Consider the following 13,470-nt stretch of genomic DNA (forward strand, 5'->3'; position numbering starts at 1 on the left):
AGGCCCCTGTAGTATCGTCATCACAAGATAGAGCCCTTCGTTTTTCTGAAGGGTTCGCCTCCCCACGTAAGGAAAGGTATGTATTCAACACTGCGTAAAGCCTTGTTTGCGCTTGACCCTGAGCGGGCCCACCATTTGTCGATTGATGCCATTGGCGCTGCAGAGCGCCTCGGCTTGATGTCCCTGTACAAAAAGTCGGTCCCGGATGATCCGGTCGAGTTGATGGGGCTCACTCTACCCAACCCGGTTGGTTTGGCCGCTGGTCTGGATAAGAATGCGCAGGCCTTTAATGGTTTCGGAGCCCTGGGATTCGGGTTTGTTGAAGTGGGCACCGTGACACCGCGTCCCCAACCCGGCAATCCGCTGCCAAGGCTGTTTAGGGTGGAAGAGGCCGATGCGATTATTAACCGTATGGGTTTTAACAACCTCGGTGTTGACTACCTGATTGAAAGAGTGAAAAAGCGCCGTTATAGCGGTGTTTTGGGGATCAATGTGGGTAAGAACTTTGATACTCCAGTGGAAAAGGCCGCCGATGACTACTGCCTGTGTATGGAGAAGGTGTACCGCTACGCCGACTACATCACTGCCAACGTTTCTTCTCCCAATACCAAAGGGCTACGTGACCTCCAGTTTGGTGACAGTCTCAATCGCTTGCTGGGCAGCATCAAGGACAAGCAGATGGAGCTGGCTCAAAAGAGTGATCGCTACGTCCCTGTTGCCGTCAAGATTGCCCCGGATATGGAAGGCGATGCGGTGGCGCAGATAGCCGAGGCGCTGTGTGAGTACGATATCGATGGGGTGATCGCTACCAATACGACGATCGATAAGTCTTCAGTCGCCAAGCTGCCCCATGGTAGCGAAGAGGGCGGTTTGAGCGGAAAACCCCTGAGAGCGCAATCCACCAAGGTCATCGAGCTGTTATCGAAAGAGTTGAGCAAGCAGATCCCGATTATCGGGGTTGGCGGTATTTTTGATGGTGACAGTGCGGCTGAAAAAATTCGTGCTGGGGCGACTGCCGTACAGATGTACACCGGTTTTATCTATCGGGGGCCTGAATTGATTCGTGAGGCGGCAGAGGCAATTGCTTTGGAGCGTCGCCGAACAGAGCAAGGGTAAGCTGTATCAGTTGCTGACTGCTAGGAAAATGGGGGCTTTTGACGATAAGCCCCCTCGCCATCTCTAAATGGTGCTCCACCCGTCAGGGAATTGGATGTCGGTAGAAACGGCGCCATAAATCTCCAGTTTTTGGGCCTTGGTCACTCTGTCGAAGCCATTCCAGTAATCTTCCCGCCCCTCACGCCAACCATTGATCCACTCCTGATGAGGATCCTCTTCGACAAATGGGCAGCTATCCATAGACTTGTTGTTCAGGGCTGCCAAATAGCCCTTGTAAAATGCCCTGTCGGCGTGATTTCGTTTTTGGCGTTTCATCGTATACGGCACCTCTACTTTGTCGGTCTGTGGACAGTTTGTCGGCAGGTTCGCAAACGGCTCTATTTGGGGGTGTCTCTCAATGAATTTTAGTGAAGGAAATAAGTCTTTGAACGGACCGACCCAATCCACCTTATTAGTAAGAGTAAAGTGGCTGCGTGGGAATCGGAAAACATCTCTAGTTGACAGTATGACTTATGGGGCAGGTAGTAATTAACGGCAGGGCGTATTCTCTTCTGCCACAAAATGGGATAATCGTCCTCTTTTGGGCAAGGCGATAATGCTCAATTTCCCTAGTTGGGGGCGGTAAAGGTTTTGCCTCCAAGTTTTATTTGTGCGTACTGGCGGCGCAGACGTTGCCGGCAGCTTTAAGTGGGCGGTCTTTATTGGCGCACAAAACTTCCTCCACAGGAGGAGCTTAATGAGTAAGTATTTTGACAGATTTACAAACCGAAGAATTTGAGTTTACGGCTACGTGTCCCAAGGGAATAGAGGGACTGCTCGCTAATGAATTACGCGGCCTGGGTGCAGGGTCTGTAAGGGAGCAGCCGGCGGCAGTGTATTTTTCCGGCTCCCTGAAGTTGGCTTACCGCTGCTGTCTGTGGAGTCGCTTGGCAAACCGCATTATGTTGCGTTTGGCGCAGGTGCATGTAGCCACAGCTGAGGACCTGTACCAAGCAGTTGCCGAGCAACCCTGGGAGCTCCACATTCGCCCCTCGGGCAAGCTGTGGATGCAATTCTCTGGGACCAATCGAGAGATCCGCAATAGTCAGTTCGGTGCTCAAAAAGCAAAAGATGCCATTGTCGACCGCCTTCGCCGCCAGTCGGGAGCCCGCCCAAGTATTGATAAACATCATCCAGATTTGACGGTTGCCTTGCGCTTGCACCGGGATAAGTTGGATATTGCCATCGATCTAAGCGGTGATAGTCTACATCGCCGTGGCTACCGAACCCATATCGGTGCAGCCCCACTGAAAGAGAACCTTGCGGCAGCACTGTTGCTGCGAGCCGGCTGGCCAAAGATTGCCGAGCAGGGTGGAGCATTGCTCGACCCGATGTGTGGCTCGGGCACTATTCTGGTGGAGGCGGCGATGATCGCTGCTGATGTAGCACCGGGATTAATGCGGGATAGCTTTGGTTTTGAGCGCTGGCTGAACCATCAAAGCGATATATGGAATGAGCTTCGCGAGGAGGCATTGCAGCGTCAAGGCGTTGGCCTGGCTCGCGAACTGCCAGAGATTCGCGGTTACGATGCCGATGCGAAAGTCTTGTTTGCGGCTGAAGCTAATATTGCCCGGGCCGGTCTGGAGCGCCAGGTGCGAGTGAGTTGCCGTCCAGTAGCAGGGTTTAGGGTACCGAGCCATAGAGAAGTCAAAGCGGGATTGGTTTTGACAAACCCGCCCTACGGTGAGCGCTTGGGTGAGCAGGAAGCTCTGCGGGAGACCTATTTTGAACTGGGGCGGCAGTTAAAGGCGGAGTTCCCGGGCTGGTTAGTCGGTGTGTTTACCGGCAATCCGGAACTGGGTTATGCCACCGGTTTACGCTCTCACAAGCAGTACCAGCTATACAATGGCAGTATCCCCAGTCAGTTGCTGATGTTTGAGGTTCGCGCGCAAAGCGGAGCGGCGGCGAGTGAAGCTACTGGGCCGAAGCTTTCACCCCAGGCGGAGATGGTAGCGAACCGCTTACGCAAAAATCTGCGCACTACGGGTAAATGGGCCGCGAGGAGTGGCGTGGATTGTTATCGCCTCTACGATGCGGATTTGCCTGAATATGCTGCCGCGATCGATATCTATACAACCCTGGATGGCGCCGTGTACGCGCATTTGCAGGAGTATCGTCCGCCGGCCACTATCGAGGAAGAGAAAGCTCGGGGACGCTTGCGCGATTTGTTAAGGGCCCTTCAGTCCGTGCTCGAATTGCCTCGCGCGAATATCAGCATCAAAGAGCGCCGTCGCCACAGCCACAAGGGTGGAGGTAAGGGCGGAAGTCAGTACCAAAAGCAGACGGAGTCCAAGAAGGAACTCTGGGTTGGGGAGTATGGCGCTGAGTTGGCGGTAGACCTGTGGAGCTATCTGGATACGGGGCTTTTCCTGGATCATCGTCCGGTGCGCAAATACCTGCGAGAGATTTCTGCCGGTAAAACATTCCTAAACCTTTTCTGCTATACCGCCAGTGCGACGGTCCAAGCGGCTCTGGGAGGTTGCAAGCAGAGCACTAGTGTCGATATGTCGCGAACCTATCAAAACTGGGCAGGACAAAATTTCCGTGCTAATAACATGGATCCTTATCGCCATCAGTTGGTCGAGGCCGATTGTTTACAGTGGCTTGAATCTGCTCAACAGAACAGGAAAGGCCATTACGATTTAATATTCATGGACCCCCCGAGTTTCTCCAATTCCGCGAAGATGAGCGGGGTATTAGATATTCAGAGGGATCACGGGAAATTGATTCGTCAGTGTATGTCCCTGTTGTCGCCTCAAGGTCGCTTGGTGTTTTCCAACAACTTGCGCAGCTTTAAGATGGACGAGGACGTTTCCAGTGAATATTCGGTAGAGAAGCTGAACCTTTTGGATAAGGACTTTCAGCGCAACCCAAAAATTCACAATGTATGGGAGCTGCGGGTAAAATAAGCTGGCTTGAATAATCTGACTACACTTGCTTTGGCGCTTTAGTTTAAGCGTATTCACAGCAAGTAATATGTAATACCTGCAGTCCCTAAGGTCTGCAGGTATTGCGTCAGTTCTCTAAAAGTATATAAATCAGTCGGCTCATCAGCACAAAGTCAAAATGCGCGATTGGGAGTGTTTGGTGGGTTGTTGGGTTCTTGCTCGTTGTGTTTTGGAATTATATAAGCAAGGCCTTTGCATTCGATAAACTCCAGGCAACTCGCAGAATCTTTTCTATAACAACCTTCGAAAACTATGGCATTGCCGCCCATATCGTGGGTTTTGATTTTTAGTGATTTTTTGATGGATTCCGGTCTGGGCTTATCGTCGGTAAGTAGGGTTTGGCAGCTATTAGCTGATACACTGCCGAGTAATGTTCCGTTGCTCTGATGGATCTCAGCCAGAGAGTATTCCTCTATTAGCGCGGATTTAACTCTGCCGGAAATATATGGGCCAGCGTTTGTTTTAAACTCTATACCGTTACAGCCGGCAAGTAACATTAAAGAAAGGGTGAGAAGTAATCGTTGCACTGAAGTTCCCTCTTGTATTTTAGATTTTATTGATCGAATTCCATCACAACACGTATCCCAACATCCTTGGCGCGCGCTGCTTCATTTAGGCCTTTTCGATAGTCAGAAGAAATCTTGCTAGAGCTGTCTCGCATCGATCCCCCCCTCACGGTGTGAAGTTGACAGCCGCTAATCTTTACTGATTTTGATGTGGTTTTTGCGGGGTTGTAGCCAGCTTGGTAACAGTCTTCCACCCACTCAGCCACGTTCCCTGCAGTGTCAAAAAGGCCAAAAGGATTCGCCTGATAATACCCCACGGGAGCTGTACTGATGCTGAACAGCTTTGTAAATTCGCTAGAGCAACCCCTGCGGCAATTCGCTTTTCCCCGAACGTCGCTGGAAGCCCACCAGTATTGGTGGGTACTGCCTCCCCGGGCTGCGTACTCCCACTCGGCTTCACTGGCCAGCCGATACTGCTTGCCAGACTCCTTTGATAGCCACTTCACATACCTTTGTGCGTCCCGCCAGGTCACATTAATTACCGGTCTATCGCCTCGCCCCCAGCCTGCATCGCTGGGTTTAGCACTACCGGTGGCCTCGGCGAAACGATCGTATTCGGCAAAGGTAACCTCATAGATGGATATAGCAAAGTCCTGCTCTACATTTACCCTGTGCGCAGGGCTGGCCAATCGCCGCTGGTTATTGCCCATGGTAAAGCTGCCTGCTCCCACAGCGACCATTTTCGGGCCCAGGCCACCTGAGGACAATTCAGATTGAAATCGCTTGCCGATAAAGTAGGCAGGTTCCAGCTCGACTGCCACTTCGAGGTTTTGTTCTTCCAGCAAGACCCACTGGCGAACTTTACTGAAGCCCCGCTTACTCACTTCCACATCATATTTGCCTGGGCTCAATTCAAGCCCCGGCTGGTAGCGGGGGGCTATGTTCATAATCCGCACACGGGCATCAGAAGGCTGTGTATTAATCGTTAGGCTGTACAGCTTGGGCTGGTTCTCTGCACTTGGCTCTGCAGGCTCAGGTGTGAGTACTTTTGGGGGCTCAATATTACTCTTGGCAATCAGTGCTTGATTACCACTGAGGGGTAGTTGTTCATCTGCATTGAGCGTGGAGGGTAGATTTAGCTGGGTAACTTGTACCTGTGAATCTAGGGCATCTGCTGCTGATTCTGCTGGTGTAGGCTCTGTATTTGAATTTGGATCAACATTGGCAGGCTGCTCGGCAGTGCCTAGTAGGGTGGCAGCTGTAAAATCGGCAGCGCCGTCCAATATAGGTAGCCCAAGTTGCCAGCCGGCCTTGTGATCAACGATGCTATACAGGCCCCAGGTTGAGGTAAGGCCAAGAGCGATAAAGCTGCTCATAAGCCAGGAGCGCTTGTGTTTTGTTGGCTCAGCGAGGAACTGCCGCAGGCGTACAACAGTATCCTGCTCCTTACGCTCTGGCTTCTCGGGCGTTTCCTTCCGTTTCCAACTGGAAGCAACTCTCCCGAGTTGGTCTGCCACACTGCCATAAATGGTCAGTACAAGTGCTTTTGCCAAGCTGGAAGTTTTTAAAGTTGAATTGTTGAGCTGGCTGATTTGGTTGGCCGGCTTTCCGGCGAGGGCTGCAACCAAATCATCTGCGGCATCGGCGATATCCAGGCCACGTTGAAATCGCTTATCCGGATCTTTGGCCAGGAAGTGATCAAGTAGAGCCTGATAAAGTGCGTAGCGGGCTGGTAGTCGCGGAATTGGGTCGGTGAGGTGCTTTATTGCTATGGCGACGGCTTCGTCTGCCTGATAGGGCACGGCTCCAGTGAGCATTTCATAGAAAACAACTCCCAGGCTATACAGGTCGGCACGACCGTCAACCGCTGCTCCGCGAGCTTGTTCCGGGCTCATATAGTGAGGGGTTCCCACAACCATCCCGCTGTTAGTCATACGGGTGGTTCTCGCGATAGCCCGGGCAACCCCAAAATCACTGAGTACGGCCGATCCGTCTTCACGAAACAGGATATTCTCCGGTTTCAGGTCTCGATGTACATATCCCTTGCTGTGGGAGTGGTCTAGGGCCATGGCTATCTGGCGCACAACATTAAGCGCCTCAAGAGGCTCAAGCCCACCTTTGCTTAAACGCTCTGCAACCGAGCCCCCAGGCATGTAGTCCATGGCGATATAGTTCAGGCTGCGGTAGCGGCCAATATCGTGAATACCGACGATATTTGGGTGTGACAGCTGCCCAACGATATTTGCTTCCCGCTGGAACCGCTCACTGAAGACTGGATCAGCGTTCAATACTGGCGACATAACTTTTAGTGCCACCTGCCGGCCCACACTGCGCTGTATAGCCAGGTAGACTGAGGACATTCCCCCCTGATTGATCTTCTTGAGGATGCGGTAGCCCGGTATCTGCAGTGAAGAGGTGCCGCTATTGACGACTTCCATGAAGTGCTTTCCCTATCTTAAAGCAGAGTTGAAAGTCCGTAGGCAACTGCGGTGGCTAAGGCGACTGTGAAGAGGAGAATGAAGGGGCGATACCTTCTGAGTGTGGAGCTGGGCAGGGTGGGCTCGCTAATTGGGTTGAGGGATGCGGTAGAAGAAGGTTGCGCTGTGGATGGGGCATCTATGACCTGAACAGTGACATTATCTTTGCCTCCTGCATCCAATGCTGCAGCGATTAGAAGTTCTGTTGCTCTGTGTGTATCACTGTTTTCTGTCAATATCTGGTTGATTGAATTTGCTGGTACTTCCGAACTAAGTCCATCGCTGCAGATGAGTAGTCTCTGTCCTGCTGCCCAGCGATAGGAGACTCGGTCCACTTCGAGTTTGGGGTTGGTACTACCGCCGATACATCGGGTAATTACATGCCGGTTGGGGTGAATTGCGGCTTCTTCGGAGTTGATAGCGCCTGAATCCATCAACATCTGTACGTAGGAGTGGTCGCTGGTTAGTTGGGTGAGCTTCCCTGTTGTGCCTTTGGGAGCCCAGAGGTAAGCGCGGCTGTCTCCAACCCAGTAGATATGAAAGTAGTCACCCTCTTCAGCAACAACGACCGCAGTAGAGCCCATATTGGCTGTGGTTTGTTCATCGCCCAGTAAAAGGGCGTGCGCTTTTTGCAAGGCACGCTCGTAGTGCTTGTCAGTTTCCGCTGACTTTTGGATTTCTTCAACAACAGTTTTGCTCGCGAGTTCACCTGCGTGGTGACCGCCAAGGCCATCGGCTACAACCCAGATACCTTTGTCTTCCGCAGCCCAATAGGCATCTTCGTTCTGTTCACGCTTATAGCCGGTATGGGTTGCGCCGGCACTGCGTGTAGCGTCTTTGCTATGCTGAACTATCCCGCTGTGCCGTGATACTTCGCGTACTTTGGCTTCACTCACTGGCGTGCAACTACCTGTAATTTATTTAATCTTTCTAACGGTGATAACCCTCCGGTAATCACACGCCTCTTCCCTGTTGTGCTCTCGGCTTATTCAAGTTGCCGATCACTTTGTAGGTCATCGCTGAATCTGTTAAATACTAGACCTTTGGGCCATTTTAAGCTGCAAACCGAATCACACGCTAATGATATCGCCCATGATAAACTCAACTTTATCAATAAAAGTGAGTGTTTCGGCTGCTTTTTAACATTAGTTAAGCTCACTGTCTTCAATAATTGGCCAATTTCACACGGCCATTTTGGCTTTAGGAGCGATTTCGATGCTCAAACTTTGTGATGTCAATGATCTCAGCCAGAGCGTATGGCTGGTATCGCCGGGAGTAACTGTGGGGCGGGCGCAGAGTAGTGACTTGTGTATTGCCGATGATTCCGTAGCGAAGTCGCACCTTAAAATTGCGGTTAATGGCGATGTTCTGACTTTGCACAATTTGTCGGGCGCGGCCCGTGTCTTGCTTAATGGTCAGCCAACTGGTACACCGTGCCAGTTAAAAATAAACGATCAGGTCAAAGTGGGCAGCCGTTTACTCCAGGTAATCGACCCTAAGGTAACTAAACTCAAGTCTGGCCCCCCTAAGGCTGCTTCGAATCAGGGCGTTGCCTGGGCGCTAAGAGCCAATCACCGGGCTATTGCAGGAAAGGTGTTCCCTGTGAAAGAGAGTGCGGTAATTGGGCGCTCCGATGAGTGTGATATAACTTTTTCGCTTTCTCATCTTTCGCGTAGGCACGCTCGTCTCGAAGTAAGGGAGGGCTTACTGTTCGTTATTGACTTAGGTTCGGCAAATGGGACTTTTGTCAATAATAGAAAGGTTAGTGAGAGTCGAGTGCGCAGGGGCGATGAGCTTCGACTCGACACTTTAAGTTTTTCAATTGTCGGCCCAGCTGACGATAACAACCGCACGGCTGTACGCCCGGCTTTGCCGGAGTTCGAATTGCCCAGTTCTACCTCTGTCTCTGGAGAAGCCGATACAGTCCCCTATGCGGTGCAACCCAGTTTGTCTGAGGAGGTACCTGAGGGAGTCGATAAGCCAAAGGCTAAAAGTAAAACGTGGCTTTTAATAGCGGGGCTTGCGCTAAGTGTTGCGGGATATCTCTGGGGCAGCAGCCAGGGGGTTTTTGGATGAGCGATATAAAAGAGCTATTGCTCTACACCACTTTGGGTTGCGGCCTGTGCGAAAAAGCCAAAATTGAAATTTGGCCTGCGCTGGAAAAATTCAATTTGCGTCTTCGCGAGGTGGATATCGCCGAGGATGAAGCGTTAATGGAGCGCTTTTCTATCCGCATTCCGGTGGTTGGCCTTGGAGACCCCGACGATGTTTGCGGTTGGCCGTTTGACCAGGCGCAATTGCAAGATTGGCTGAAGGAGCGGCTTTAAATTACAGCCGGCTCGCAGCTTCACTCTCCCTTAATAGTTGCAGCTTGGTGCCGCTTCGGTAGGCGTAAATTACCGAATAGGCAAGTACATTTTGCACATAATTACGCGTTTCCCGGAATGGAATGGTTTCAATCCACACATCATAGGGCAGCTGTTTTCGGGTCTCTTTTAGCCATCCCGCTACGCGGGTTGGCCCGGCATTATAGGCGGCCGCTGCCAGAAAACGGTTATTGTCAAAGCGGTTAAGTAAGCTACTTAAGTAAAAGCTGCCGAGTGCAATATTGGTGTTGGGGCTCAATAGGTCCCAGCTGCGTCGATAGCGCACCCCCGCTCTGCGCGCAGTAGCTTTTGCGGTCGATGGGAGCAATTGCATAAGTCCCAGGGCCCCGGAGCTGGATTTTGCATCGTGACTAAAGTGGCTCTCTTGTCGTGCTACAGCGTAAATCAGATAAGGTTCTAGTGCCGAGCTCTGGGCACCGACCTGTTTGCTCACATCGTGAACAATATCGGAAAAGGCGAGTGGGAATCGCAGTTCCAAGTCGTCGAGGTAGTCAGCCGCAAGCACTGACTGGATTGATTTGTGGTACCAGCCCCAGGCGCTAGCTACTTTGCCGGCCGCAAGCAATTCCTGGTGGTCCATAGTTCTTGTGGCATAGCTCCACTCCCTTCGGGCATGGAAGAGTTCGCCTATCGCTTGTAATTCTCGGGCTCTCTGCAGTTCGGGGCGCTTTGCCATCTCCTGCACTTGAATGGGGGTGATTGGTGCCGGCCGGTGCTCAAAGCTGTACTGTTGCCCCAAAGTATCAGCGGCAAGGAAACCGTAGTAACTGCGATTACGGGCGGCTTTGCGGTAAAGGTGGGAGGAGGCTTCAGAACTTCCTGTGCCATAAAGCTCTTCCAGTGAGCGGGCTTTCCAATATATCCACCGGTCGAGTTGTTGTTTCTCCTCAGGCAGGCGATCAATCCAGAACGCGACCTGTTGCCAATTTAATTCACGTAGGGATTGTCTGGCTAGCCACTCGATGGTGCGGCCATCTGTCACTGTGTGATGTTCAACCAGCTGTTGCAAGCGCTGCATATTATCCTGGCGAGCAAATTGACGCGCCAAGTGCTTGAACATGGCTTCTTGTTGGGCATCGGAAAACAAGTAGCTGGCCTGATAGCGGTGCCAGGCAGTTTCAGCTTTGATCGCGTCTTTTTTCGCCAATTGGTGCAATCCGTGCAACACGATATCGCGATATTCCAGTGGGTTGAAGGCGAACTTGGTGTCAGTGAGAAGCATCTGTGGGTTGCGATGGACCGAGCGTAGAAGTTTGGCTTTCTCTGCTTGGGCTGGCGTCATTTTTTTGGCGATATAACGTGCCAAATCGAGATTGCCTTCTTCGACTGCCAGCAGGTGCCGCTTCCAAGCGAGTTCCTGCGTCAAGCCGCCGTTTTTCATCCAGCGGGCAAAAACGGGGTCGCACTCCTCGACTTGGGACCGCCCAACAAGCCAGAGTTCTGATATCAACTGCTGTGTTTCTGCCTGATAGCCGTCTCGGCGCGATAGGGCATCGGCGTAATAGCAGCGGAGGGAGGTGCGACTGTGTTGCGAAGGTTGGTAATAGCGCAGGTAAGTCGAGAACTTTTTTTGACTACCGAGTTGGCGCAACAACCTGACCATCATCCAGTCGCCAATAGCCGTGCCTCTGTTGCTCTCCAGGAATTGATCAACTTCTTTTAAGGGCAGTTGGTGCAGTTTTTCACTGAGCGCCCAATAGTCAATATAAGCAGCGAGGGGATAATCTTTGAGCTCAGCTTTAAGTGCTCGAAGTTGCCGTCGATCCTTGTATTTAATCGCCTGCCGGGCCTGGCGCAGCTTTTCTCTCTGCGCCGCACGATTATCTTCGGATACTTCCGGTGCGATAGTGGTTGCCTGAACAGATTGTGCATTAGTGGGCACGGCTGTGCAGAGACAGGTGATGATTAGGGCAGAAAGAAGCGCGATTCCTTTTGCGTCAGCTGACATCTCAATTACCTCAGTTGGACGTGTGTTTCCAGCTATGACTGACTATACGGTAAAAACGCGTAAAATAGCTGATTTTTCACAGAACCCGAAAGAGCCGACTTCGCTTCTTTCATCAGCGGGATTGAGGTTCGGGTTTGATAATTGTAGTGCCTATTTATGTTGCTTCTATTGGATGGGGTCAGTCTTCGTTACGGGACCCAGGTACTGGCAGACAATGTCAGCGCAAAAGTTGAGCGTGGAGATCGTATATGCCTTGTGGGGCGTAATGGGGAGGGGAAATCCAGCCTGTTGCGCTTGATCGCGGGTCAAGTTGACGCGGATAGCGGCGAGATTGTTCGTGCCAGCGGTATGGTTCAAGCGGTGTTGGAGCAGGAGTTACCTGCCGATTGCCCCGATTCTGTCTACGGGTATGTGGCTATGGGATTGGGCGAAATAGGCGCTGTTTTGTCGGGGTACAGGGACTCCCCCACAGCAGAGCTACAAGCCAAAATCGAAGCGGCTCACGGTTGGGAGCTGCTGCCGAAAGTGGACAGTGTATTAGATCGTTTGGGGCTCGATGCAGACGAAAAGGTTGCCGACCTTTCCGGTGGCTGGCAGCGCCGTGCTGCTCTGGCTCGCGCTTTGGTGGTGGAGCCTGATCTGCTGATACTGGATGAACCAACCAACCACCTGGATATTGCTGCAGTCGAATGGCTTGAGAATTTCCTCGCCAGCTATCGTGGCGCTCTTTTGTTTGTGAGCCATGATCGTGCATTGGCACAACGTTTGGCCACCAGCGTATGGGATTTGGATCGTGGACACCTGCGGACATTTCGCTGCAAGTTCGACCGTTACCAGGAAGAAAAAGAGAAGCTTCTTGAAGAAGAGGCAAAAAATGAAGCTCTTTTCGACAAGAAGTTGGCACAGGAAGAGGCCTGGATTCGCCAGGGCATCAAGGCTCGCCGAACCCGTAATGAGGGGCGGGTAAGAGCGCTCCAAGCACTGCGTCGCCAAAGGGAAGCGCGCCGGTCCCAGCAGGGTATAGCCAAGATGGCCCTGGATAGCGGTGAGATGTCCGGCAAATTGGTCGCTGAGTTGAAGGACGTCACTTTTGCTTATCCCGATGAGCAACCGTTGATTAGGGATTTATCATTCACGCTGATGCGCGGAGACCGCGTTGGCCTAATAGGCCCCAATGGTGTCGGCAAAAGTACCCTGATCAAACTGCTGCTGGGAGAGCTAAAGTCCCAGGGGGGGAGTGTGCGTCTGGGTACCAAGCAGCAAGTGGCCTACTTCGATCAGCGTCGGGATCAGCTGAATCCCGATTTGACTGTGCTCGATAATGTCGCCGAAGGGCGCGACTCAGTGACTATTGGTGGTAAAAGCCGCCACGTAATGTCTTATTTGGCCGATTTTCTTTTTAGTGGTGTTAAAGCCCGTACTAAAGTCAGCGCCTTGAGTGGTGGAGAGCGAAATCGCGCCTTGCTGGCAAAATTGTTTAGCCAGCCCGCCAATATTTTGGTGCTCGACGAGCCCACCAATGACCTGGATGTAGAAACCCTGGAGCTGCTTGAACAGTTACTCCTGGACTTTGGCGGAACGGTTCTGCTGGTGAGCCATGACCGTGCTTTCCTGGATAATGTGGTGGGCTCATGCCTCGCATTTGAGGGGGATGGCCGCATCCGTGAATACGTGGGTGGTTATGGAGATTTTGTGCGCCAAGGTGGCAGCTTTGTCGCTGAGCTGAAAGAAGTTAAGCCAGCTGCTAGTAAACCAAAGGAAAAGCCCCAGTCCCAGGAGGCGGCTCCAGCGAAGAAAAAGAAACTGAGCTATAAGCTTCAAAGAGAACTGGATAGCCTGCCCGCCTTGATTGAGTCTTTGGAAGAAGAGATAGGGGCTATTGAGCAAGAGGTTGCCGACCCCAGTTTTTATCAGCAGGAGCAGGCGTTGGTGCAGGCTAAGCTGAACACCCTGACGGAAAGGCAGGCCCAGCTCGAAGAGGCATTTGAACGCTGGTCAGAGCTGGAGGGGGGAGACGACTAAGTTGAAGGGGAAGCTGCAACTATTGCT

At 52.1% G+C, this 13,470-nt stretch carries 10 protein-coding genes; 5 read left to right on the plus strand and 5 right to left on the minus strand.

From position 1 onward, the window contains the following. Nucleotides 1–78 precede the first annotated feature (78 nt). On the plus strand, nt 79–1,116 hold the full coding sequence (locus ACJJI3_RS02550) for a quinone-dependent dihydroorotate dehydrogenase (RefSeq protein ID WP_413662444.1): 1,038 nt from the start codon (nt 79–81) through the stop codon (nt 1,114–1,116). Nucleotides 1,117–1,179: 63 nt separating this feature from the next. On the opposite strand, the gene rmf is transcribed toward ACJJI3_RS02550, so the two are convergent. Next, nucleotides 1,180–1,431 carry a ribosome modulation factor gene (gene rmf / locus ACJJI3_RS02555; protein WP_444941397.1) on the minus strand — a complete coding sequence of 84 codons (252 nt, stop codon included), beginning with the start codon at nt 1,429–1,431 and terminating at the stop codon, nt 1,180–1,182. Nucleotides 1,432–1,865: 434 nt separating this feature from the next. On the opposite strand from rmf, the gene rlmKL reads away from it, so the two are divergent. Next, the gene (rlmKL, locus tag ACJJI3_RS02560) at nt 1,866–4,064 is read left to right on the plus strand and encodes a bifunctional 23S rRNA (guanine(2069)-N(7))-methyltransferase RlmK/23S rRNA (guanine(2445)-N(2))-methyltransferase RlmL (RefSeq protein WP_444941398.1); all 2,199 of its coding nucleotides are present in this window, start codon (nt 1,866–1,868) and stop codon (nt 4,062–4,064) included. A 152-nt stretch (nt 4,065–4,216) separates the two neighbouring features. On the opposite strand, the gene ACJJI3_RS02565 is transcribed toward rlmKL, so the two are convergent. The 3 genes from ACJJI3_RS02565 to ACJJI3_RS02575 are packed head-to-tail and all read right to left on the minus strand — an operon-like array spanning nt 4,217 to nt 7,982. Beyond that, nucleotides 4,217–4,630, minus strand: a complete 414-nt coding sequence (locus tag ACJJI3_RS02565) for a hypothetical protein (RefSeq protein ID WP_444914130.1) — start codon at nt 4,628–4,630, stop codon at nt 4,217–4,219. Between the two features lie 26 nt (nt 4,631–4,656). Further along, on the minus strand, nt 4,657–7,047 hold the full coding sequence (locus ACJJI3_RS02570) for a bifunctional serine/threonine-protein kinase/formylglycine-generating enzyme family protein (protein ID WP_444941399.1): 2,391 nt from the start codon (nt 7,045–7,047) through the stop codon (nt 4,657–4,659). A gap of 17 nt (nt 7,048–7,064) precedes the next feature. Next, nucleotides 7,065–7,982 carry a PP2C family protein-serine/threonine phosphatase gene (locus tag ACJJI3_RS02575; RefSeq protein WP_444941400.1) on the minus strand — a complete coding sequence of 306 codons (918 nt, stop codon included), beginning with the start codon at nt 7,980–7,982 and terminating at the stop codon, nt 7,065–7,067. A 319-nt stretch (nt 7,983–8,301) separates the two neighbouring features. Here ACJJI3_RS02575 and ACJJI3_RS02580 point away from each other — a divergent pair, with 319 nt between their 5' ends. Next, a complete protein-coding gene (locus tag ACJJI3_RS02580; protein WP_444941401.1) occupies nt 8,302–9,162 on the plus strand; it encodes an FHA domain-containing protein in 861 nt (286 codons plus the stop codon). Further along, nucleotides 9,159–9,413, plus strand: a complete 255-nt coding sequence (locus ACJJI3_RS02585) for a glutaredoxin family protein (protein WP_444941402.1) — start codon at nt 9,159–9,161, stop codon at nt 9,411–9,413. Before ACJJI3_RS02580 ends, ACJJI3_RS02585 begins: the two co-directional genes overlap by 4 nt. Before the next feature lies 1 nt (nt 9,414). Here the strand turns inward: ACJJI3_RS02585 and ACJJI3_RS02590 are convergent, their stop codons facing one another. Further along, nucleotides 9,415–11,421 carry a transglycosylase SLT domain-containing protein gene (locus tag ACJJI3_RS02590; protein WP_444941403.1) on the minus strand — a complete coding sequence of 669 codons (2,007 nt, stop codon included), beginning with the start codon at nt 11,419–11,421 and terminating at the stop codon, nt 9,415–9,417. 156 nt (nt 11,422–11,577) lie between these two features. On the opposite strand from ACJJI3_RS02590, the gene ACJJI3_RS02595 reads away from it, so the two are divergent. Continuing rightward, on the plus strand, nt 11,578–13,443 hold the full coding sequence (locus tag ACJJI3_RS02595; protein WP_444941404.1) for an ATP-binding cassette domain-containing protein: 1,866 nt from the start codon (nt 11,578–11,580) through the stop codon (nt 13,441–13,443). Nucleotides 13,444–13,470 lie beyond the last annotated feature (27 nt).

The sequence above is a fragment of the Microbulbifer maximicatervae (SeqCode) genome, assembly GCF_052466985.1.

What these genes read in the sequence shown, in the direction of transcription:
- ACJJI3_RS02595 (WP_444941404.1), top strand. Translation starts at nt 11,578, where the DNA reads ATGTTGCTTCTATTGGATGGGGTCAGTCTTCGTTACGGGACCCAGGTA.
- ACJJI3_RS02570 (WP_444941399.1), bottom strand. Translation starts at nt 7,047, where the DNA reads ATGGAAGTCGTCAATAGCGGCACCTCTTCACTGCAGATACCGGGCTAC.
- ACJJI3_RS02590 (WP_444941403.1), bottom strand. Translation starts at nt 11,421, where the DNA reads ATGTCAGCTGACGCAAAAGGAATCGCGCTTCTTTCTGCCCTAATCATC.
- ACJJI3_RS02550 (WP_413662444.1), top strand. Translation starts at nt 79, where the DNA reads ATGTATTCAACACTGCGTAAAGCCTTGTTTGCGCTTGACCCTGAGCGG.
- ACJJI3_RS02580 (WP_444941401.1), top strand. Translation starts at nt 8,302, where the DNA reads ATGCTCAAACTTTGTGATGTCAATGATCTCAGCCAGAGCGTATGGCTG.
- ACJJI3_RS02585 (WP_444941402.1), top strand. Translation starts at nt 9,159, where the DNA reads ATGAGCGATATAAAAGAGCTATTGCTCTACACCACTTTGGGTTGCGGC.
- rmf (WP_444941397.1), bottom strand. Translation starts at nt 1,431, where the DNA reads ATGAAACGCCAAAAACGAAATCACGCCGACAGGGCATTTTACAAGGGC.